Origin of the sequence: Roseateles sp. UC29_93, from assembly GCF_042695725.1 — a bacterium.
Taxonomy (GTDB): Bacteria; Pseudomonadota; Gammaproteobacteria; order Burkholderiales; family Burkholderiaceae_C; genus Roseateles; species Roseateles noduli_A.
On record NZ_CP170545.1, the window covers coordinates 1,642,804 to 1,661,908 of the forward strand.

General features: G+C 68.3%; 21 protein-coding genes. 12 read left to right on the top strand and 9 right to left on the bottom strand.

Features of this window, described 5'->3' with window-relative positions:
- Nucleotides 1–20 precede the first annotated feature (20 nt).
- Nucleotides 21–422, top strand: coding sequence for a hypothetical protein (locus tag ACFJIX_RS07760; protein ID WP_377158932.1), 402 nt, complete (start codon nucleotides 21–23; stop codon nucleotides 420–422).
- 13 nt (nucleotides 423–435) lie between these two features.
- On the opposite strand, the gene ACFJIX_RS07765 is transcribed toward ACFJIX_RS07760, so the two are convergent.
- The 4 genes from ACFJIX_RS07765 to ACFJIX_RS07780 form a co-directional block, all read right to left on the bottom strand.
- Nucleotides 436–1,077 carry a glutathione S-transferase family protein gene (locus ACFJIX_RS07765; protein ID WP_377158935.1) on the bottom strand — a complete coding sequence of 214 codons (642 nt, stop codon included), beginning with the start codon at nucleotides 1,075–1,077 and terminating at the stop codon, nucleotides 436–438.
- Nucleotides 1,078–1,139: 62 nt separating this feature from the next.
- Nucleotides 1,140–1,700, bottom strand: a complete 561-nt coding sequence (locus ACFJIX_RS07770; protein WP_377158937.1) for a GNAT family N-acetyltransferase — start codon at nucleotides 1,698–1,700, stop codon at nucleotides 1,140–1,142.
- Nucleotides 1,701–1,711: 11 nt separating this feature from the next.
- The gene (locus ACFJIX_RS07775) at nucleotides 1,712–2,275 is read right to left on the bottom strand and encodes a hypothetical protein (RefSeq protein ID WP_377161674.1); all 564 of its coding nucleotides are present in this window, start codon (nucleotides 2,273–2,275) and stop codon (nucleotides 1,712–1,714) included.
- Nucleotides 2,185–2,754, bottom strand: coding sequence for a Gfo/Idh/MocA family protein (locus ACFJIX_RS07780; protein WP_377158940.1), 570 nt, complete (start codon nucleotides 2,752–2,754; stop codon nucleotides 2,185–2,187). Before ACFJIX_RS07780 ends, ACFJIX_RS07775 begins: the two co-directional genes overlap by 91 nt.
- A 193-nt stretch (nucleotides 2,755–2,947) precedes the next feature.
- On the opposite strand from ACFJIX_RS07780, the gene ACFJIX_RS07785 reads away from it, so the two are divergent.
- A complete protein-coding gene (locus tag ACFJIX_RS07785; protein WP_377158943.1) occupies nucleotides 2,948–5,197 on the top strand; it encodes a M3 family metallopeptidase in 2,250 nt (749 codons plus the stop codon).
- A gap of 92 nt (nucleotides 5,198–5,289) precedes the next feature.
- Here ACFJIX_RS07785 and ACFJIX_RS07790 read toward each other — a convergent pair whose 3' ends face one another.
- Both ACFJIX_RS07790 and ACFJIX_RS07795 read right to left on the bottom strand, forming a co-directional pair.
- Nucleotides 5,290–5,847, bottom strand: coding sequence for a DUF2242 domain-containing protein (locus ACFJIX_RS07790; protein ID WP_377158946.1), 558 nt, complete (start codon nucleotides 5,845–5,847; stop codon nucleotides 5,290–5,292).
- 164 nt (nucleotides 5,848–6,011) lie between these two features.
- Entirely contained in the window at nucleotides 6,012–6,359 is a 348-nt protein-coding gene (locus ACFJIX_RS07795) for a hypothetical protein (protein ID WP_377158949.1), read from the bottom strand.
- Nucleotides 6,360–6,588: 229 nt separating this feature from the next.
- Here ACFJIX_RS07795 and ACFJIX_RS07800 point away from each other — a divergent pair, with 229 nt between their 5' ends.
- The 3 genes from ACFJIX_RS07800 (at nucleotide 6,589) to ACFJIX_RS07810 (ending at nucleotide 7,721) form a co-directional block, all read left to right on the top strand.
- Complete coding sequence (locus tag ACFJIX_RS07800; RefSeq protein ID WP_377158952.1) at nucleotides 6,589–6,783, top strand: hypothetical protein; 195 nt, start codon at nucleotides 6,589–6,591, stop codon at nucleotides 6,781–6,783.
- Between the two features lie 37 nt (nucleotides 6,784–6,820).
- Nucleotides 6,821–7,135, top strand: a complete 315-nt coding sequence (locus ACFJIX_RS07805) for a BON domain-containing protein (RefSeq protein ID WP_297524751.1) — start codon at nucleotides 6,821–6,823, stop codon at nucleotides 7,133–7,135.
- 145 nt (nucleotides 7,136–7,280) lie between these two features.
- Nucleotides 7,281–7,721, top strand: a complete 441-nt coding sequence (locus tag ACFJIX_RS07810; RefSeq protein ID WP_377158955.1) for a response regulator transcription factor — start codon at nucleotides 7,281–7,283, stop codon at nucleotides 7,719–7,721.
- On the opposite strand, the gene ACFJIX_RS07815 is transcribed toward ACFJIX_RS07810, so the two are convergent.
- Nucleotides 7,699–8,331 carry a response regulator gene (locus tag ACFJIX_RS07815; protein WP_377158957.1) on the bottom strand — a complete coding sequence of 211 codons (633 nt, stop codon included), beginning with the start codon at nucleotides 8,329–8,331 and terminating at the stop codon, nucleotides 7,699–7,701. The two genes, ACFJIX_RS07810 and ACFJIX_RS07815, sit on opposite strands and share 23 nt — an antisense overlap.
- Nucleotides 8,332–8,376: 45 nt before the next feature.
- On the opposite strand from ACFJIX_RS07815, the gene ACFJIX_RS07820 reads away from it, so the two are divergent.
- From ACFJIX_RS07820 to ACFJIX_RS07845, 6 genes are all read left to right on the top strand, one after another.
- A complete protein-coding gene (locus ACFJIX_RS07820) occupies nucleotides 8,377–9,882 on the top strand; it encodes a CHASE3 domain-containing protein (RefSeq protein ID WP_377158960.1) in 1,506 nt (501 codons plus the stop codon).
- A gap of 189 nt (nucleotides 9,883–10,071) precedes the next feature.
- On the top strand, nucleotides 10,072–10,518 hold the full coding sequence (locus tag ACFJIX_RS07825; RefSeq protein WP_377158963.1) for a BON domain-containing protein: 447 nt from the start codon (nucleotides 10,072–10,074) through the stop codon (nucleotides 10,516–10,518).
- Nucleotides 10,519–10,767: 249 nt separating this feature from the next.
- On the top strand, nucleotides 10,768–12,906 hold the full coding sequence (locus ACFJIX_RS07830) for an esterase-like activity of phytase family protein (RefSeq protein ID WP_377158966.1): 2,139 nt from the start codon (nucleotides 10,768–10,770) through the stop codon (nucleotides 12,904–12,906).
- 170 nt (nucleotides 12,907–13,076) lie between these two features.
- A complete protein-coding gene (locus ACFJIX_RS07835; RefSeq protein ID WP_377158969.1) occupies nucleotides 13,077–13,901 on the top strand; it encodes a hypothetical protein in 825 nt (274 codons plus the stop codon).
- 113 nt (nucleotides 13,902–14,014) lie between these two features.
- Nucleotides 14,015–16,141, top strand: coding sequence for a M13 family metallopeptidase (locus ACFJIX_RS07840; RefSeq protein WP_377158972.1), 2,127 nt, complete (start codon nucleotides 14,015–14,017; stop codon nucleotides 16,139–16,141).
- Nucleotides 16,142–16,184: 43 nt separating this feature from the next.
- Entirely contained in the window at nucleotides 16,185–17,183 is a 999-nt protein-coding gene (locus ACFJIX_RS07845; RefSeq protein ID WP_377158975.1) for a hypothetical protein, read from the top strand.
- On the opposite strand, the gene ACFJIX_RS07850 is transcribed toward ACFJIX_RS07845, so the two are convergent.
- Nucleotides 17,176–17,547 (bottom strand): H-NS family nucleoid-associated regulatory protein, encoded by a 372-nt coding sequence (locus ACFJIX_RS07850; RefSeq protein ID WP_377158978.1) that lies wholly within the window; start codon nucleotides 17,545–17,547, stop codon nucleotides 17,176–17,178. The two genes, ACFJIX_RS07845 and ACFJIX_RS07850, sit on opposite strands and share 8 nt — an antisense overlap.
- 318 nt (nucleotides 17,548–17,865) lie before the next feature.
- On the opposite strand from ACFJIX_RS07850, the gene ACFJIX_RS07855 reads away from it, so the two are divergent.
- Nucleotides 17,866–18,576 carry a GntR family transcriptional regulator gene (locus ACFJIX_RS07855; protein WP_377158981.1) on the top strand — a complete coding sequence of 237 codons (711 nt, stop codon included), beginning with the start codon at nucleotides 17,866–17,868 and terminating at the stop codon, nucleotides 18,574–18,576.
- Between the two features lie 24 nt (nucleotides 18,577–18,600).
- Here ACFJIX_RS07855 and ACFJIX_RS07860 read toward each other — a convergent pair whose 3' ends face one another.
- The gene (locus ACFJIX_RS07860; protein ID WP_377158984.1) at nucleotides 18,601–19,068 is read right to left on the bottom strand and encodes an Lrp/AsnC family transcriptional regulator; all 468 of its coding nucleotides are present in this window, start codon (nucleotides 19,066–19,068) and stop codon (nucleotides 18,601–18,603) included.
- Between the last annotated feature and the right edge of the window lie 37 nt (nucleotides 19,069–19,105).

A 19,105-nucleotide genomic window follows, 5' to 3' on the forward strand; every position in this document is an offset into this window, starting at 1 on the left:
CGGACCGGGCAGGACACGCGATGAAGACCTTCCTGTGGTCCGTGACCGGGCTGTTCGCGCTGCTCTGGAGCGGATTGGCCTGGGCCACGGCGGGACTGGTGCGCTGGACGGTGGAGGCCCTCTCCACCGGCCGCGCGGCCGAGCTCGGCAAGGGCGCGGTCGAGTTCAAGTTCCCGGCCTGGGTCGAGCCCTTCCTCGACACCGGCCTGCTCGAGGCCGTGCAAGGCGCCGTGCAGTGGTTGATGGCAATGGCCGGCACCGGCGCGCCGATGGCGGGCACGGCGATCGGCTGGCTGGTCCCGGTGGTCTGGGTGGCCTGGGCCTTCGGGCTGACGGTGCTGCTCGTGATCGCGCTGGTGCTGAATCACCTGATCAAGCGCCTGCCTCGCACCGGCGTGCCGCTGGCCGCGGCGCCGCGCTGAAGTCGTCGGGCGTTCAGCCCCCGCAGGGCTGGACGATGCCGTCGCCGTGAGGCGCGGCCCGGAACTCCGGCAACTGCTCCACCGCGCTCGCATACGCGATCAGCGTCTGCAGCCGGTCCGCCGGCGGCAGCAGCTCCGGCGTCATCTGCCGGACGAACTCCCACATCACGCCGATCGTCACGCCCGCCAGGCCGATGCCATCGCGGGCGGCGGACAGCGGCGCCTTCGCCATCTCGGCATCCAGCTCGATCAAGGCCGCGCGCAGCTGGCCGCCGACGCGCTCCAGCCAAGGCGCGTGCTGCTTGTCGTTGGGACGCAGCTGCTGCTCGTAGACCGCCTGCACGCTCTTGTCGGTGGCCGCGAGGGCGAGGCCCGTCAACCGCAGCGCGCGCTTGAGCGCCGGATCGCTGGGCGGCAGCAGGGCGCGGCCGGGCGACAAGGCCTGCGCGTACTGCAGGATCAGCGTGGAGTCCATCAGCACCGTGCCGTCGTCGCAGACGAGGGTCGGCGCCTTGACGACGGGGTTGATGCGGCTGAACTCGTCGAAGGTGCGGAACACCGAGAGCGACTGGTGCTCGAAGTGCAGGCCGAGCAGCTGCATCGCGATCGCGGCGCGGCGGACGTAGGGAGAGTCGAGCATGCCGATGAGCTGCATGGCGGGTCCTTTCGGCGTTTGAGGCAATGACGCGGTGGCGCCGGCCGGTGCGCTCGGCGCGCTCAGGCGCCGGGCGGCAGCACCACGGTGAAGCGGTAGAGGCAGCACTCGTCCTCATGGAGCGTGCGGACCTCGCGGGTGATCTCGCCGACGGCCTGGCCGCGGATGACGCCCGGCCAGAACTGCGCGGCCGGCGTGTTGGCCATCAGGTGGTAGACCTCCCAGCGGCCAGGGAAGCGGGCCAGCACCTCGCCCGCGGCACGCGCCGCCAGGCCGTGGCCGCGATAGCCGCGCGCGAGGAAGAAGTAACCCATGTTGTGGTCCGAGTCCGGCTGCTCGCATTCGCCGTCGACGACGGCGAAGCCCGCGAGTTCATCGCCCACCCAGATCAGGAACGGATGCACGTCGGCCTGCGCCCAGTACGGGGCCTTGGGTCGCAGTTGATAACGGCCCTCGTGCGCGAACGCCACCGGTGTCCACTCGCTGAGGTCGTAGTTGTAGAACTGCATGAGGTTCTCGATGCGCGGCAGGTCGTCCGGCGCGGCGCGCTCGATCCTGAGCGTCGGCGTGTCCGGCAGCGGGACCGGGATCGAGTCGTCAAAGGACGCGGGTCGTGTCTCCATCGTGGCTCTCTTCAAGCGCTTGTCGGGAACGCGTCGTCGAACGGAGACCTCACGCCGGCGAGCGCCCGGATGCGATCCATCCAGCCCAGCACCGCGAGTGTCTCCGCATGCGGCACCACCGGACTCTCGATCTCGCCGGCACGCGCGCAGCGCATCGCTTCGCGGATCTCGTACTCGAAGCCGTTGATCTCGAAGCGGCGCTCGATCGTCTCGGGCGTGCCGCGCGCCGGCAGCCACTGGGCACGCGTCGCCTCCCAGAAGGTCTCCGGCAGCACGATCGCGCCCGCCCCGCCGAGGATGTGCATCGTGTTCGGCGCGAAGGTGTCGATGGCGCACTGGAACTGCGACGTCAGTCCGTCGCCGAAGTCGAGCGTCACCGCCAGTCCGGCGTCGACGCCGGTCGGCGCCAGCCGGGCCTTCACGGCCAGATCCACCAGGGGCGGGACTTCGCCGAGCGCGTGCTGCAGCACCCATCGCGTGGCGGTCAGGTTGTAGATGCCGATGTCGAGCAGCGCGCCGCCCGCCAGCGCGGGGCTGAAGATGCGGCTGTCGGGTCGTAGGGCGCGGGGAAGCAGAAGCTCGACTGCATGCCGCGCAGCGCGCCGAGCCGGCCTTCGCGCAGCCAGGCCGCCAGGTCCTGGTACAGCGGCAGGAAGCGCGTCCACACCGCCTCCATCAGGAAGACGCGGTGCGTGCGCGAGGCCTCGACCAGGCGCCGGCCCATCTCCCGGTTCGGCACCAGCGACTTCTCGCACAGCACGGCCTTGCCGGCCTGGAGCGCGGCCAGGACGTACTCGTAGTGCTGACCGTGCGGTGTCGCGACGTAGACGCCATCGACGACCGGGTCGTTCATCACCGCGGCGGGATCGGTGTGGGCGAGCACGGCGGGCTCGCCCACCGTCGACCAGCGCTCGGCGAACTGCCGCGCGCGATGCGCGTCGCGGCCGCAGACCGCGTGGAGACGGCAGCCGTCGAGTTGCGCGACGGCTTCGGCGAAGCGCTGCGCGATCGAGCCGGGGCCGATGACGGCCCAGTGGAAAGTGCGTTCGGACATGAGCGGTGATGCTAATCGGGCGGACCCGTCGCGGGCGGCCGACGGACCCGGAACGCGAGACTCTCAGGGTTGTCCCGGGGCGGGTTCTCCACGGGGCGGACGGCGCCCATGGCGTTCGGCTTCGAGAGGCGCTTCGGCTAAGGTGACGGACTCGCACAACACGAATGCCCGCCCACAAGACGGGCCGTCTCCCATGAGGATTCCCTTCGTCCTGGCCGCCACCGTGGCCCTCGCCGCTCCCGTGATGGCCCAGACGGCCGCGCCCGCCGCGGCCGCCGTGTCCACCAACGCCTCCGCCGGCAAGCCGGCCACGGACACGACCGCGGCCAGCGCGGCCAGCGTCGCGAACCCGCTGCTCGCGCCGAGCACGCTGCCGCTGCAATACCCGCCCTTCGACAGGATCCGCGACGCCGACATCGGTCCCGCGATCGACCAGGGCATGGCCGAGCAACTGGCCGAGGTCGCCGCGATCGCCGACAACCCCGCGGCGCCGACCTTCGACAACACCATCGTTGCGCTGGAGCGCGGCGGTCGCACGCTGGGGAGAGCCACCACGCTGCTGATGAGCCTGACCGGCGCCGACGCCAATCCCGCGCGTCTGAAGCTGCAGGCCGACTACGCGACGAAGCTGGCCGCGCACCGCGACGCGATCCAGCTGAACCCGACGCTGTTCGCGCGCATCGAGTCGCTGTACCAGCGCCGCGCGTCGCTCGGCCTGGGCGCCCAGGAGCAGCGGCTGATCGAGCGCCAGTACAACCAGTTCCTGCGCGCCGGCGCGAAGCTGGACGAGGACGGCAAGGCCCGCATGAAGGCCATCAACGCCGAGATGGCCCAGCTGGGCGCGCGCTTCAACCAGAACGTGCTGGCGGAGGTGAACGACTCGGCCGTGATCGTCGACAGCCTCGACGAGCTGAAGGGCCTGAGCGATGAGCAGATCTCCGCCGCCGCATCCGCCGCGAAGGAACGCGGCCTGGACGGCAAGTACCTGATCGCGCTGCTGAACACGACCGGCCAGCCGGTGCTGGCGCAGCTGGAGAACCGCGCGCTGCGCCAGCGGATCTACGAGGCCTCGGTGGTGCGCGGCTCGCGCGGCAACGCCTACGACAACACCGCGCTGGTGTCGCGCGTCGTTTCGCTGCGTGCCGAGCGCGCGAAGCTGCTCGGCTTCGCGACGCATGCGGACTTCGTGCTGAAGGACGAGACCGCCCGGAACCAGCAGGCCGTGAACGGCATGCTGCGCCAGCTGGCGCCGGCGGCGGTCGGCGCCGCGCGCCGCGAGGGCGCGGATCTGCAGGCGATCATCGACCGCGAGCAGAAGGCGAAGAAGCAGCCGTCCTTCCAGTTGGCGGCGTGGGACTGGAGCTTCTACAGTGAGAAGCTGCGGGCCGAGAAGTACGGCTTCGACGAGGCGCAGCTCAAGCCCTACTTCGAGATGAAGCACGTGCTGGAGAACGGTGTGTTCTACGCGGCGGGGCAGCTGTACGGCCTGAAGTTCAAGCAGCGCCACGACCTGCCGGTCTACCACCCGGACGTGCTGGTCTACGACGTGTTCAATGCGGACGGGTCGCAGCTGTCGATCTTCATCGCCGACATGTACGCGCGGCCGTCCAAGCGCGGTGGCGCGTGGATGAACGCGTATGTCGACCAGAGCGGGCTGATGAACCAGAAGCCGGTGGTGGCGAATCACCTCAACATCCCGAAGCCGGCGGACGGCAAGCCGACGCTGCTGACGTGGGACGAGGTGACGACGATGTTCCACGAGTTCGGGCATGCGCTGCACGGCATGTTCTCGAACGTGAAGTACCCGAGCATGGCGGGCACCAAGGTGCCGCGCGATTTCGTCGAGTACCCGTCGCAGGTCAACGAGATGTGGGCGGACTGGCCGAGCGTGCTCGCCAACTACGCGAAGCACTACAAGACGGGCGAGCCGATGCCGCGCGCGTTGCTGGACAAGGTGCTGGCGGCCAAGCAGTTCAACCAGGGCTTCGCGACGACGGAGTACCTGAGCGCGGCGAGCCTGGACCAGCGCTGGCACCAGCTGCCGCTGGACCAGGTGCCCGACGCCGACGGCGTGATGGCTTTCGAGGCCAAGGCGCTGCGCGAGGAAGGCTACGACTACGACGCGGTGCCGCCGCGTTACCGCACGCCCTACTTCAGCCACATCATGGGCGGGTACGCGGCGGGTTACTACGCCTATATCTGGTCGGAGGTGCTCGACGCCAACACGGTGCAGTGGTTCAAGGCCAACGGCGGCCTGAAGCGCGAGCTGGGCGACGCGTTCCGCGCGAAGCTGCTGTCGCAGGGCGGCAGCCAGGACGCGCTGACGCTGTTCCGCGGCGTCGTCGGCCACGAGCCGCAGATCCAGCCGCTGCTGGAGCGCCGCGGCCTGGTCATCGAGAAGACCCGGACGGCGGGCAAACCGCAGGCATCGACGCCACAGTAATCTGGGGGAGACGGGCCACCCGGAGGTGGGCTGTCACCTGTGGTTCGTCAAAGGGCGCTCATCGAGGCGCCCTCTTTCGTTTTTGAGAGGCCTCACCCGCCCGTCTTGTCCAGATCGCTCGCGTCTTCGTTCCCCTGCTGCGTGATCAAGCGCTGCATCAACGCGAAGAACCGGTCGTAGAACTGTCCGGCGGGGATGGTTTCGGAGGCAACCTTCACGAGCGACTCCGTCGACGACGACAGCGGCACCGAGATCGAGCCGATCGCGCTCACGCCCAGGCTGGTGGAATTCGCGCTGCGCTTGACGTTGTAGCGGTCCTGCAGGGCCGAGACGTAGGCCGTCGCCAGCTTCCCGCTACCGCCTTCCGGCACGCACACCACGGTGAAGCTGAGCTCCACGTGCACCTCGCCCTCGGGCTGGAAGCGCTTGGTGCCCGAGATCGAATCCGGCAGCGCCGCGTTGATCACGTAGCCCTGGCTCAGCAGCGCGCGCCGCGCCGCTTCGCAGGTGTCCTGCACGCTCGAATCGAACAGGCGCGAGAAGGTCTCGTCCGACGCGAAACGCTCGTTCTGGTAGACGGAGTTCTTGCGCTCGGCGCTTGTCCCGAAGGTGCCGCAGCCCGTCATCAAGGTCGCGGCCAAGGCGGCCATCGCGAACGGGCGCAGCGATGCGGGGAGAAAAGGAAAAAGGGCGTCGGATCATCGTCGTCAGGCCGTGATCGGCCAGCGACAGATTATCCGCGCCCTGACTTAGAGGAGGTTGAGGCGAGGGCTCAGTGCGTGCTCAGCGTGCTCGACAGGTGCTCGACACGCGCTCAATGCGTCGTCTGCGCGGTCAGCAAGGTCTGCCAGTCGCCGTCGACGCGGGCCGACAGCCGACGGGCGCAGCCCGGGCAACGTTGCCAGTGCTCGGTCGCCGCGGACAGCAGGGCGGGCCAGTAAGGACGGTCGCCTTCGCAGCGGCTGCGCGGGATGACCAGCGCGATCTCCTGATCATCGGCCTGACCGTTCGCGTCGATGTAGGACAGCTGCGCGCGCACCACCACCGTCAGCGGCGTGGAGAGCAGCAGCTCGGCGTTCACGCAATGGGAGGGGCGGAAGTCGGGATGGATCGGGGCCGGAGCCCGGGGAGCGCTTCCAACGGCGGCGGAGAAGGTGTTCATCTTGTTCTCGTCTCAGGTCTTTGTTCGATGCCCACATCCTAGGGAGAGAGGCTCGCGACGCCTGTGAGGCCCCCGCGCGACGCCCTGTAGGACAACGCCGCATTCGGCCCGTCGGCAACGCCGTTTCCGCTTGTCCTACAAGACATCGCGGACGCGGACGACAGGGCGGACTGTTCGGGATACGTAGAGTCAATCCCAGCGCACCACGGGGTGCACAAGGAGCTGACAGATGGGCATCGCCGACCACCATTCCCTCGCCTTGCACGTTCATGAATTCGCCTGCCAGGTCCAATGGACCGCGGTCAGCGACCACGAACCGGTGCTGGGTCTGGAAGCGGCGCTTCCTTATCTGCTGGACCACGCCCCCGCGACGTTCGCCGAGCCGGCCCCTGCTGTCGTGTCGTCAGACCGCCACGCCGCGTGAGTCCGAGCCTTTTCATCAATCGAAGGAGATCAACATGATGATTCGAGCCACCGTTCTCGCCCTGGCCACCGCTGTGGGCGCCCTGACCCTGCTGCCCGGCTGCGCCGTGACGCGCGGTCAATCCTCCGTCGGCGAATATGTCGACGACGCGGCCGTCACCACCGCGGTGAAGTCCAAGTTCGTCGAGGCCAAGTCGGTCGACGCCAGCTCCATCCACGTGGAGACGCTGCAAGGCGAGGTGATGCTGACCGGCTTCGCCAAGAACGCCACAGAGAAGTCCGACGCGGAACGCCTGGCGCGTGAAGTCAAGGGCGTGAAGCGCGTCAAGAACGAGATCGCGATCCGCAACTGATGCGCTGACGCGATTCCCCTGAACGTGTGTCCGACGGCGGCTTGACCACCCGCTCCGGGCGCACCGCGCGAACGGACGGTCTGCCAGTGCAACCCGTCCGTTCGCGCTTACCCGCTTGTGGTTTCGAGCAGTTCACGAGCCCGCCATGGATGTCCAGCCCGCCAGCGCCGCCCTCACCTGCTTCCTCGTCGAGGACAACGCCGTCATCCGGGAGAACCTGGTGGCGACGCTCGAGGAGATGGTGGACCTGCGCGTCCTCGGCCATGCGGTCGACGAGAACGGCGCGCTGAACTGGCTGTCGGAAGACCATCCCGGCTGCGACCTGCTGATCATCGACATCTTCCTCGCGCAGGGGACCGGACTGAACGTGCTGCGCGCCGCCGGCGAGCGCATGCCCGGAGCACGCCGCGTCGTGCTCAGCAACTACGCCACGCCGGACATGCGCCAGCGCTGCTTCGCGCTGGGCGCCGACAAGGTCTTCGACAAATCGGCCGAGCTGGAAGACCTGCTGGCCTACTGCGGCGGCCTGGTCGACGCGGCCAACCGGGACGCCGGCGATGCGGCTACTCGATCAGCCCGTTCTTGAGGGCGTAATACGTCAGCTCGCTGTTGGTGCTGAGCGAGAGCTTCTCCAGCACGCGCGAGCGGTAGGTCGACACCGTCTTCACGCTCAGCGACATGCCGTCGGCGATGTGGCCCACGGTCTCTCCGCGCGCCAGGCGCAGGAAGACCTGCAGCTCGCGCTCGGACAGCGTGTCGTGGGCGGCCTGGTCGGCCGGCGCGCCGAGGCCGTCGGCCAGCAGCTCCGCCACGGCCGGCGTGATGTACTTGCGGCCGCGGAAGACCGTCCGGATCGCCGTGGCGATCTCCTCGGGGTCGCATTCCTTGTTGAGGTAGCCGCTGGCGCCCTGGCGCAGCAGCGTGGTCGCGTAGTGCGTCTCCGGGAAGCCGCTGAGGATCAGCACCGGCAGTTCCGGCTTGCGGGCCTTGATGGCGGCGAGGGTCTCGACGCCGCTCTGGTCGGGCAGCGAGAGGTCCATCAGCATCACGTCGAGCTCGCCGGCGCGCACGAGGTCCAACGCCTCGCGGCCCGAGCCGGCTTCGCCGGTGACGCGCAGGTCGACCTGTTCGGAGAGGAATTGCCGCAGCCCGGCGCGGACAATCGCGTGGTCGTCGACGATGGCGATTCGGATCATGGTGGCGATGGTCAAGTGAGCGAAATCGCTCAGGGAGTGTAGAGGATGAGCCTGAAGGACACCGTCACGAACCTGGGTCGCAAGACGTGGGCGATGCCGCTCGGCGTGTTCGTGGCCCTGCTGATGATCCTGATCAGCGAGCTGGCCTACTTCGGCGCCGTCTCGCAGATGGACCGTCTGGACACGCTGGGCCGGGCCCGGATGGAACTGCTCCGGCTGATGGCCCGCGTGACCGACGCGGAGTCAGGGCAACGGGGATACCTGATCACCCGCCGCCCGGAATACCTGGACCCTTACCGATTCGCCGCGGAAGACGCGTCGCAGGGCCTGAACTCCCTGCAGCGCATGTACGCGCAGGTCGGCGCCGAGGATGCCGAGCACCGCAGCAAGGAGATCGCCGGCGCGGTCAGCGCCAAGCTGAGCGAGCTGCAGGAAGTGCTCAAGCTCTACGAGAGCGGACGCGAATCGGCCGGCCGCGAGCTGATGATGACCGACATCGGCCGCGACCAGATGGAGCAGATCCGGCGCCGTTCGGCGGAACTGCTGACCGACGAGAACCGCCGCATCGCGCTGGGCACCGGTCAGGTCTACGACACGCTGATGCTCAGCCGCATCGGCGTGGCCGGCATGACGCTGCTGAGCCTGATCGTGTTCGTGCTGTTCGTGCGCAAGAGCCGGGCGCTCGACGTCCAGCGCGCCGAGCAGGCCCAGGAGGTGCGCGCGGAGCGCGACCGGCTGGAGGTCGAGGTGTCCCGCCGCACCGCCGAGCTGACGCAGCTCGCCCGGCACCTGCAGACCGCGCGCGAGGACGAGCGCGCCCGTCTCGCCCGCGACCTGCACGATGAGCTGGGCGCCCTGCTGACGGCGGCCAAGCTTGACGTCGCGCGGCTGCGGCCCAAGCTGCAGGCCGGCGCGCCGGACCTGATGCAGCGGCTCACCCACCTGACCGAGACGCTCAACAGTGGCATCGCGCTCAAGCGCCGGATCATCGAGGACCTGCGTCCGTCGACGCTCGATCAGCTGGGCCTGGTGCCGGCGCTGGAGATCCTGTGCCGCGAGATGTCCGAGCGGCTGGGCGTGCCGATCGCGGTGGAACTCGATCCCGCGGTGGATCTGGTCCCGAGCGCGCAGCTGACCGCCTTCCGGCTGGTGCAGGAGGCGCTGACCAACACCGCCAAGTACGCCCATGCGACCGCGGTGACCGTGGCGCTCAAGCGCGAATACGCGCAGGCGATGGTCATCGTCACCGACAACGGCCAGGGCTTCGACCCGGGCCGCCTGGCGCTCGGCTCGCACGGGCTGCTGGGCATGCGCTTCCGCGTCGAGGCCGAGCGCGGCCAGTTGCGGCTGCGCAGTGCGCCGGGGCAGGGCACGGAGGTCTGTGCCTGGCTGCCGCTCAAGCAGGACGAGCCGGACATCCCGCGGATCGATTTCCCGATTCCCGGCCTGACTGCCATGTCCAGCGCCATGCCGGGTGCGGCGCCATCGCCGGCCCAGGCGCCGACGCCCGCGGGTGAGGGCGGCCTGCCGCCGGCCGGCGGCGGCCTGTAGGTGCGCTCCTACGGCGCGCCGGGACGCCGGGCGACCGGCGCTTCCGGCGGCAGCCGACCCCGTGCCGATGGGGGGATGTCTAGAGTGAAGTCATGGATCCGCGGCCACCCGCGGACTGTTTGCGGACCTTCCGCCTCATCCGCGATGCGCCGCGATATCAGCGATTCGCACCGCGAAAGGAGCCTCGCCATGAAGCACTCTTACCGCCCGACCGCCCTGTCCCTGCTGCTGCCTGCCGTGGTGGCCGCCGTCGCCCTGACCGCCTGCGGTCGCGAGGATGATGGCCGCACCGCCGGCCAGCGCCTGGACGATGGCATCGCCAAGATGGAACAGAAGTCCGAAGCCGCCAAGCAGGACACCGAGCAGGCCATGGACAAGGCTGGAGCCAAGATGGAACGCGCCGCCGACAAGGCGGGCGCCGCCATCGACGACGCCCAGATCACGACGTCCATCAAGGCCTCGCTGGCCGGCGATCCGAAGCTGAGCGCGCTCGACGTCAAGGTCGAGACCGAAAAGGGCCACGTGACGCTGGACGGCACCGCGCCGGACCTGGCCGCGCGGGACCGCGCGGGCTCGATGGCATTGGCCGCCAAGGGCGTCCAGTCCGTCAACAACCGCATCAAGGTGAACGGTTGATCAAGGTCAACGGCTGATTCCCTCCTCTGCCGTCCGTTGACCGGAGCCCCGGACCGCGTCTGATGACGCGGCGCCGGGGCTTTCTGCATGGCGGTCGCCCGGTCCGGGCCGGGATTCCCTCGGGAATTCCCGCCTTCTTGTCGTATTCGTGTCGATTCGTGAAGCCGCTTAACGGCGCTGTCATCAGCGCTGCCTAGCGTGCCGCCCTGTCCCGCCACGGCGGGCCTCCGCGATCCACGAAAGAACGACATGACGAAGACGACCGCACGATCCGCCTCCACCCTCGCCGCCCCTCGGGCCACCCGTATCCGTCGCCCGCAACTCCCGCTGATCACCTTGATCGCGGCCGCGGCGCTCAGCGCCTGCGGCAGCGGCGACGATGAACCGGTCGTGCCGACGATCCAGTCGCGCCTCGTGGACGCGCCGGTGGAGGGCGTCAGTTATGCGCTGGCACCGAGCGGCACGAGCGGCAAGACGGCCGCGAATGGCGCCTTCACCTGCAAGACCGGCGACACGGTGAGCTTCACCGTCGGCGGCGTCGCGGTGGGCAGCGCGAAATGCGGCGAGACGATCTCCGTCGGCGACCTCGCCGGCTCCGCGACCTTGACGGACGACAAGCTCGCCAACCGCCTCGTGTTCCTGCAGGCCCTGGACGAGGACGACGATCCCACCAACGGCATCAAGATCCCGGCGGCGGTGCATGACGCCTTCGCGGGCAAGACGCTGGACTTCGCGGCCGCCGCGACCGACTTCGACAAGGCCTTCGCCGCGCTGCTGCCGGCCGGGCAGAACGACGTCTACGGCCAGGCGTATGCTGCCCGCACGATGAATGCCAACCGCCGCGCCGCCGCCGTCGAGCATTACGAGTCCACGCTCGCCACGTTGCTGGGCAAGACCGAGACGAGCACCGTCGCGCAGGCCACGGCCGGCGGCGCCGTCGCGATCACCAAGTTCCAGATCAAGGCGGCCGACAACCAGTATGTGCCCTACGAGGGCAGCAACGCCGACGCGAAGAAGGACTTCCCCAAGGGCTTCTACCCGGCGGTCGGTTCGGGCCTGGTCTACAAGGGCAAGAACGCCGCGGGCGCGCTCGAGTTCTGGGGCATCACCGATCGCGGCCCCAACGGCGACAGCCCCAACGCGCCGCGCCCCGACAACGGCGCCATCGTCACGACGAAGATGTTCCCCGCGCCGAGCTTCTCGCCGTCGATCGGCGTGATCACGCTGGGCAAGGACGGGGCGGTCATCTCCGCGCTGAATCCGCTGAAGAATGCCGACGGCTCCGCCGTCACCGGCCGTCCGCTGCCCTTCGGCGCGGTCGGCAGCAGCGCCGAGGTGCCGCTGTCCGACACGCTGAAGTACGACGGCACCAAGGGCGCCTTCGACGCCAACGGCCTCGACAGCGAGACCCTGGTCTACGACGACGCCAACAAGGTGTTCTGGACCTCGGACGAATACGGCCCGTTCATCGTCAAGATCGACGCCGCGACCTTCAAGATCATCAAGCGTTATGCGCCCGGCAGCTTGCCCGACGTGCTGAGGAATCGTCGCGCGAACCGCGGCATGGAAGGTCTGGCGATGGATGTCGCCGGCGGCAAGCTGCACGGCTTCCTGCAGAGCCCGATCGATCCCGTGGACAACGCCGGCAAGAGCATCGAGGTCGTCGACAGCGCCGACCTGGACCAGGACGGCAAGAACACCGACAAGGTGAAGGTCCGCGACTTCGCGCAGTTCGCGCGCTGGATCGAGTTCGACCCGAAGACTGAGACTTCGAAGCTGTACGCCTACCCGCTGAGCTACCCGCTCGCCGCCAAGGGCGAGAAGTGGGATCGCAACCGCACGGGCAGCGCCAAGCTGGGCGACCTGGTGTCGCTGGGCAACGGCAAGTTCATCGTGGTGGAGCAGGGCGCCGATGCGAATGGCGCGGTGCGCAACTTCCTGATGCTCGTCGAGGTGCCGGCCACGGCGACCGACATCGCCGCGATCGGCATCGAGCTCGAGAAGAACAGCATCGACGGCGTGACGACCTCGGCCGTGAGCTGGGCCAACGTCGTGAAGCTGAAGAAGACGGTGCTGCTCGACCTGAACGCCGCCGGCTGGAAGGCCGAGAAGGCCGAGGGCCTGGCGATCGTCGACGGCAACACGCTGGCGCTGATCAACGACAACGACTTCGGTCTGAAGACGGTGCTGGCGGATGCCAAGGGCAAGCCGGTCGCCGGCGATCCGACCGAGTGCACGGTCGATGTCAACGGCGTGATCGCCCAGGACGGCACCTGCGCGGCCGGCGCGGTCCTGTCGCGCGTCACGCGCGGCAACGAGGTCGACCGTCTGACGCACCTGTGGCTGTTCAAGTTCCCGAAGGCGCTCAACACCTTCAGCGCGCAGTAAGCGGGTGCGGCGCGGGGCGCAGGGCGCTCCGTGCCGCTGGTTCGCGTCCCCCGGCAGGAGTGACGTCAGGTCGAGCTGAAAAATCCCTGCTCGCTGCTGCTGCTTTTCCACTGATGCCTGCGCGTGGTCCTCGGTCTGCGCGCTCTCACCCTGGAAACGCGGCCGCAAAAATGAAAGTTCACTCCTCACAGACGACACTGCAACCCCCCGAGTTGGAGCCGGCGTCGGCGTCGGCTTCGGTGCCGGCTTCGGCACCCACGCCGGAAGAGGAAGGTGCGCTACCGGCTGTGCGCGCCGAACATCCGAACGATGCCGTCATCCGCGCTCAGAAGAAGGCGACAGCGCAACACTTCGCCGAGAAGGCCTTCAAGGAATCGCAGGCATTCAAGGAGTGGGGCGACGCCAGCACAGACAGAGGTCGCGCCTTGGACGCGTTCATGCGACGGGAAGTCGAGGTGCTGACGCGCAGGAATGACGCCGGTCCGCTCAAGCCTTTCAGGTCGAGTGATTCCTACGGTGCGGGCAAGGCGATCAAGGAATTCTGCAGCGAGCCGCTCAAGCACGAACATCGAGCCCTCCTTGAGCAGATCGAGGGAGACGTCGATCGCGCATTCGTCGACTTCTCGCTGGACAAGCCCTCCGCCAGAGCGTTGATTCTCGCGGCACGCATGTCCCACGTCGTCAAGGGGCTGAGCGATGGGCAGCTCGACAAGTGGATGAAACGGGTGACGACAGATAACTATTGCGCCGTCGTCAGCCGCATGTCCGACATGCGTGGGAATGGCGTCGACTACCGCAGGGTCATGGCAGACCGGCTGTGGCCGACCATGGCCCTGGTGCGCGCGGAGCACGACCGTCGCGCGGCGCTCCCGAAGCGGACGGAGCCGGCGGGTGCCACGGCGCCTGCTGATCCCACGGCCTTGCCTGATCCCGCAGCGCTGGGTCTTCGCGAGGAGCAGGGCCTCGACTATGAGCAGGTGACCCCGAAGGTCTGAGGCGCCGTCCCTGCACCGCGCCAAGACGGGTCAACCCGAGGTGTCGTCCGGCACCCTGCAGTGGGAGGCCGCTGGCGGAGAATGCCGGCAGCACACACTCTCCGCTGTCGAGCATGACCTCTCCCCTCCTCGCCCGCACCGCCGCGGCCGCGCTTGTCGCGGCCGTTTCCTTTGGCGCCGCCGCCGACGCGCTGGCGCAGAACGCGACGCCGGCCGCAGCGGCCAGCGCAGGCGTCACCGCGGCGCCGGAAGGGCCGCTCGACCAGTTGCCCTACACGCCGAGTCTCGACACCGCGGCGATGGACCGCAGCGCCGATCCTTGCGAAGACCTCTACCAGTACGCCTGCGGCGGCTGGATGGCCGCCAATCCGATCCCGCCGGACCAGGCGCGCTGGTCGGTCTACGCCAAGATGGCCAACGAGAACCAGCGCTACCTCTGGAGCATCCTGGACAAGCTCTCGGCGGCCGACCCGCAGCGCACGGCGAATCAGGCCCGCATGGGCGACTACTTCGCCGCCTGCATGGACGAGTCTGCCGCCGACCGCCACGCGCTGACGCCGCTGCGCCCGCTGCTGTCGCGCATCGATGCGCTCAAGGACCGGCGCGAACTGCCTGCGCTGCTGGCCGCGCTGCACCTCGCGACCAACAACGAGCGCGTGCTCTTCCACTTCACGTCGGGCCAGGACATGGCCGACTCGACGCGCGTGATCGCGTTCGCCTACGCCGGAGGCCTGAGCCTCCCCGACCGCGAGTACTACTTCAAGGCCGACGACAAGTCGCGCGCGTTGCGCGACCAGTTCATCGCGCACGTGGCACGCAGCTTCGAGCTGCTCGGCGACACGCCCGAGGCCGCACGCACGCAGGCCCGGCAGGTGATGGCCCTCGAGACCGCGTTGGCGCGGGCCTCGCTGAGCCGGGTCGACAAGCGCGACCCCTACAAGGGCTTCCATCCGATGAAGGCCGCCGGCCTGCAGGCATTGACGCCGGGCTTCGACTGGGCCGCTTACCAGCGCGGGCTGGGCCTGGACCCGCAGGCGACCTACAACGTCACCGAGCCCGCGTTCTTCAAGGCGCTGTCGAAGGAACTGCGCCAGCGCGACCTTGCGCAACTCCGCAACTACCTGCGTTGGCAACTGGTCAGCAGCCAGGCGCCGACGCTGTCGGGCGCGGCTGTCCAGGCGAACTTCGAGTTCTTCGGCCAGACGCTGCAAGGCGTGCCGCAGCTGAAGGCCCGCTGGAAGCGCTGCGTCGAGCTGGTCGATGCGCAGCTCGGCGAGGCGCTGGGCCAGGAATTCGTCGCGCGCAACTTCAGCCCCGACCTGAAGGACAAGACGCTGACGATGACCAAGCAGATCGAGGACGCGATGGCCGCGCGCATCCGGTCGCTGAGCTGGATGAGCGAGACGACGAAGCAGCGCGCGCAGGAGAAGCTCCACGCGATCGTCAACAAGGTCGGTTACCCGGATCGCTGGCGCGACTACGGCGCCCTGACGGTGGCGCGCGACGACTTCGCCGGCAACGTGATGCGCGGCAACGACTTCGAGCTCAAGCGTCAGCTCGCCAAGATCGGCAAGCCGCTGGACCGTGGCGAATGGGGCATGACGCCGCAGACGGTCAACGCGTACTACGACGCGCAGATGAACGACATCAACTTCCCTGCCGGCGTGCTGCAGCCGCCGCTGTTCGATCCGAAGCTGGACGACGCGCCGAATTACGGCAACACCGGCGGCACGATCGGCCATGAGCTGATCCACGGCTTCGACGACGAAGGCCGGCAGTTCGACGCCAAGGGCAACCTGCGCGACTGGTGGACGAAGAAGGACGGCCAGGCCTTCGAGCAACGCGCGGCCTGCGTGACGAAGCAGTACGCGCAGTACGTGGTCGTCGACGACATCCGCATCAACAGCAAGCTGACGCTGGGCGAGGACCTGGCCGACCTGGGCGGCCTGGTGCTGGCGCACGCGGCGTGGAAGGCGCAGATCGCCGACATGTCGCCGAAGCCGGCGGACCGCGACGGCCTGACGCCGGAGCAGCGCTTCTTCGTCGGATTCGCGCAATGGGACTGCAGTCATGCCCGACCTGAATATGCGCGGGTGCATGCGTTGACCGACCCGCATTCACCGGGGCGCTACCGGATCAACGGCGTCGCCGTGAACATGCCCGAGTTCGAGCAGGCCTTCCGCTGCAAGCCGGGGCAGAAGATGGTGAAGCCGGACGCGGAGCGCTGCCGGGTGTGGTGAGGCGGTTTTTCCGCCGAACCACGTGGGTTTGCATGAGTGACTGATGGATGGTCCCGGCCGCGCAACGCGTGCCGGGCCGATGTCTTTCCACTCCATCCGTCAGGCCATGCCCCTCCACCTTCCTCTCCGCACCTTTCAGTCGCCCACGACTGATCCCATCCACGACGATGCGACGTCGACATCCGGTCCCGCGGACGTGGGGGCTGCGCCTCACGACGTCGATTCGGTGGTGCCATATCGCGCCGGCGCGAAAGAACTGAACTACATCCAGATCGAGTTTCAGAAGCATCCCCTCGGCGGCCGGCGCCTCAAGAAGAAGGCCGACGCCGACGTGCTCTACACCACGATCGACGCCATCCAGACGAAGGCGCTCAAGCTCGCATCACCGGGCATCGATGCGCATCGACCACCGCCCAAGCCGTGTGCGGGCGGGTTGCGACCGCTACCGCCGCCACGGCCGCTACCGCCGGTACCGCTGCGAGTCCGGACGGCCGCCGCAGAACCGGCGGCGGCGATCCATGCCCCGTCGAAAGCCTCGGCCGTCCCGGCCAAGGACAGGTTGACGCTGGACCAGGCGCGCAAGGCCATGGAGTCCGTCGTCAAGGAAATGGTCCAGGAGTTCGTGACGTCGAATCCCGCGCGCTTCAGGAAATTGACTGGCGCACCGAAGGCGTCCTTCGGTGCTGGCGTTTCAGCGAAGACGCTGGCAGATCGTTTGAGAGGAGCGCGCTTCGAACAATGCGTCGACGCCTATGTCGTGGCCGCCCGTGCGGCGAAGCGCTTCGAGCCCCGGGAGATCCACGAACTGGCCGGAAAGGTCGCATCGATGGCGACCCTTCAGGCGCTCTCCGAGTTGACGAAAGGGCAGAGAAGGGTCTTCCAGCGTCATGCGCGGAACCTGCCCGCGGCGGAACGCGCCCTGCTGGCGTCGGAGCCCATCATGGATTCCATGGCGTGTGCGAACGCGCGCGACGGGGTCCTCCTGGCAATGAAGGACTTCCTGGCCGACAGTGCCACGCCGCGCGCGGTGGCACTCAGCTGATCAGCAGGTCCTCGGCCGTCTTCCCGGCGGCCAGCGCGTCCTTGAACCAGTTCGGGCGCTTGCCCACGCCGGTCCAGGTGCGACCGGCGCCGTCGTGGTACTTCGGAGCGCCCGCGCTGCGCGAGGCCTTGGCCTTGCGCGGACCCGCGGCGGCTTTCGCGACCTTGCCTGCCTTGGCCGCTCTGCCCCGGCCCGACGACTTCGTCGCGGCCGTGCCGAACAGCTCTTCGGCCGTGAGTCCGTAATGATCGATGGCCTCACGGATGCGCTCGACGACGCCGGAGATCTCCTTCGCGCGCAGCGACTCGGCTTCCTTCTTCAGCTTCTCGATCTGGGACAGGACTTGCTTCAAGGACTTGGCCATTCAACGGGCTCCATTCGGGTGTTTGACATCGGGCATTCGCCTCTAAGTCGCAGACCTCCCGGTCGCGACTGTAGCGCTTGGTGGTCACCGATGCGGAAACAACACAGCGACTTCCTTCGATGCGGGATCGATTCCACTGATTCCGGTAGGGTGCGGCGCGACAAATGCGTCGATGGGGCAGTCGATCCGGCGTCCGAATGCGCATTCATTGCGCTTCAGCAGAACGCCGATTCAGGGGCGATTCGGCGTGGCAAAGGGCGTTCATCTCTCCGTAGAGTGATCCGTGATTCACCACAGTTCACCGGACGGAGTGCCGCGATGGTTCGTTCCACACACCCGATCAATACGCCGACCTATCTGCGGCTGCGCGACCAGATCCGCAGCGACATCGAGGACGGCTGCTGGCGGCTGGGGCAGCACCTGACGCTGCATGAGCTGAGCGCGCATTACAGCGTCAGCAATGTCCCGGTGCGGGAGGCGCTGCTGCAGCTGCAGGGCGACGGCATGGTGGACATGCGGATGAACAAGGGCGCGGTGGTGCGGGCGGTCGACGCGCGTTTCATCGACGAGTATTTCGATGTCCGCGAGGCGTTGCAGTCCATGCTGCTGGCGCGGGCCTGCCGGACGATGGGAGCGGGCTCGGCCCAGACGCTGTCCGGCGTGAACGCGCTGCTGGGGCCGTTGGAGGACGCCACGCGCGCCGGCCGCGTGCGGGAGCTGCTGGCGGCGGACGAAGCCCTGCAGGATCACCTGGGTCGCCTGGGTGGCAACGACCAGGCCCTGGGCATGCAGGCGTCCCGCGGGCGTTTGCTGGAGGCATTCCGGCGCGCGCGGGTGGCGCTGTGGGCGCCGGAACTCGAGATCCTGGCCGCGCAGGGACGCGCGATGCTGCAGGCGCTCATGCACGCCGATCCCGCCATCGCCAGCGAGGCGGTGCGCCGCCATGTGGCGGCGTCGCGCGCCTACATGCTGCGGATGCTGAAGGTGCCGGAATCGCCGGTGCCACCGACGCCGCCGGTGCCGAGGTGACGATGTCTCGCGCCGCAGCCATCATCAAAGCGGCAGCGAGCTCGCCTTCAGGCAACGCAGCACGAAGCTCGACTTGCTGTGCCGCACGCCGGGGATCTTGTAGAGCTTCTCGCGCAGCAGCCGCTCGTAGTCACGCGTGTCGCGGACGGACAGGCGCAGCACGTAGTCGTAGTCCCCGGACACGAGATACGCGTCGATCACCTCGGGGATCGCTTCGAGGTGCCGCGCGAACTCCGCCATCGCCGCGTCGGTGTGCTTGTTCAGCGTCAACTGGACGATGAGCTGCTCGGGGCGGCCGATCTTCTCGGCGTTGACCTTGACGGTGTAGCCCTCGATCACGCCCGACTCCTCGAGCCGCTTGATGCGCGTCCAGCACGGGGACGTCGTCAGGCCCACCTCTTCGCTGACTTCCTGGAGGCTGGCCCGCGCATTGCGCTGCAAGGCCCGCAGGATGGCGCGATCGAACTTGTCGAGTTTGATTTCCTGATCCATGTCGCTTTTGAAGGAAAGTTTGCTGCGATGGCGATTC

Coding starts and splice junctions, on each gene's coding strand:
- ACFJIX_RS07760 (WP_377158932.1), top strand. CDS start 21: ATGAAGACCTTCCTGTGGTCCGTGACCGGGCTGTTCGCGCTGCTCTGG.
- ACFJIX_RS07765 (WP_377158935.1), bottom strand. CDS start 1,077: ATGCAGCTCATCGGCATGCTCGACTCTCCCTACGTCCGCCGCGCCGCG.
- ACFJIX_RS07770 (WP_377158937.1), bottom strand. CDS start 1,700: ATGGAGACACGACCCGCGTCCTTTGACGACTCGATCCCGGTCCCGCTG.
- ACFJIX_RS07780 (WP_377158940.1), bottom strand. CDS start 2,754: ATGTCCGAACGCACTTTCCACTGGGCCGTCATCGGCCCCGGCTCGATC.
- ACFJIX_RS07785 (WP_377158943.1), top strand. CDS start 2,948: ATGAGGATTCCCTTCGTCCTGGCCGCCACCGTGGCCCTCGCCGCTCCC.
- ACFJIX_RS07790 (WP_377158946.1), bottom strand. CDS start 5,847: ATGGCCGCCTTGGCCGCGACCTTGATGACGGGCTGCGGCACCTTCGGG.
- ACFJIX_RS07795 (WP_377158949.1), bottom strand. CDS start 6,359: ATGAACACCTTCTCCGCCGCCGTTGGAAGCGCTCCCCGGGCTCCGGCC.
- ACFJIX_RS07800 (WP_377158952.1), top strand. CDS start 6,589: ATGGGCATCGCCGACCACCATTCCCTCGCCTTGCACGTTCATGAATTC.
- ACFJIX_RS07805 (WP_297524751.1), top strand. CDS start 6,821: ATGATTCGAGCCACCGTTCTCGCCCTGGCCACCGCTGTGGGCGCCCTG.
- ACFJIX_RS07810 (WP_377158955.1), top strand. CDS start 7,281: ATGGATGTCCAGCCCGCCAGCGCCGCCCTCACCTGCTTCCTCGTCGAG.
- ACFJIX_RS07815 (WP_377158957.1), bottom strand. CDS start 8,331: ATGATCCGAATCGCCATCGTCGACGACCACGCGATTGTCCGCGCCGGG.
- ACFJIX_RS07820 (WP_377158960.1), top strand. CDS start 8,377: ATGAGCCTGAAGGACACCGTCACGAACCTGGGTCGCAAGACGTGGGCG.
- ACFJIX_RS07825 (WP_377158963.1), top strand. CDS start 10,072: ATGAAGCACTCTTACCGCCCGACCGCCCTGTCCCTGCTGCTGCCTGCC.
- ACFJIX_RS07830 (WP_377158966.1), top strand. CDS start 10,768: ATGACGAAGACGACCGCACGATCCGCCTCCACCCTCGCCGCCCCTCGG.
- ACFJIX_RS07835 (WP_377158969.1), top strand. CDS start 13,077: ATGAAAGTTCACTCCTCACAGACGACACTGCAACCCCCCGAGTTGGAG.
- ACFJIX_RS07840 (WP_377158972.1), top strand. CDS start 14,015: ATGACCTCTCCCCTCCTCGCCCGCACCGCCGCGGCCGCGCTTGTCGCG.
- ACFJIX_RS07845 (WP_377158975.1), top strand. CDS start 16,185: ATGGATGGTCCCGGCCGCGCAACGCGTGCCGGGCCGATGTCTTTCCAC.
- ACFJIX_RS07850 (WP_377158978.1), bottom strand. CDS start 17,547: ATGGCCAAGTCCTTGAAGCAAGTCCTGTCCCAGATCGAGAAGCTGAAG.
- ACFJIX_RS07855 (WP_377158981.1), top strand. CDS start 17,866: ATGGTTCGTTCCACACACCCGATCAATACGCCGACCTATCTGCGGCTG.
- ACFJIX_RS07860 (WP_377158984.1), bottom strand. CDS start 19,068: ATGGATCAGGAAATCAAACTCGACAAGTTCGATCGCGCCATCCTGCGG.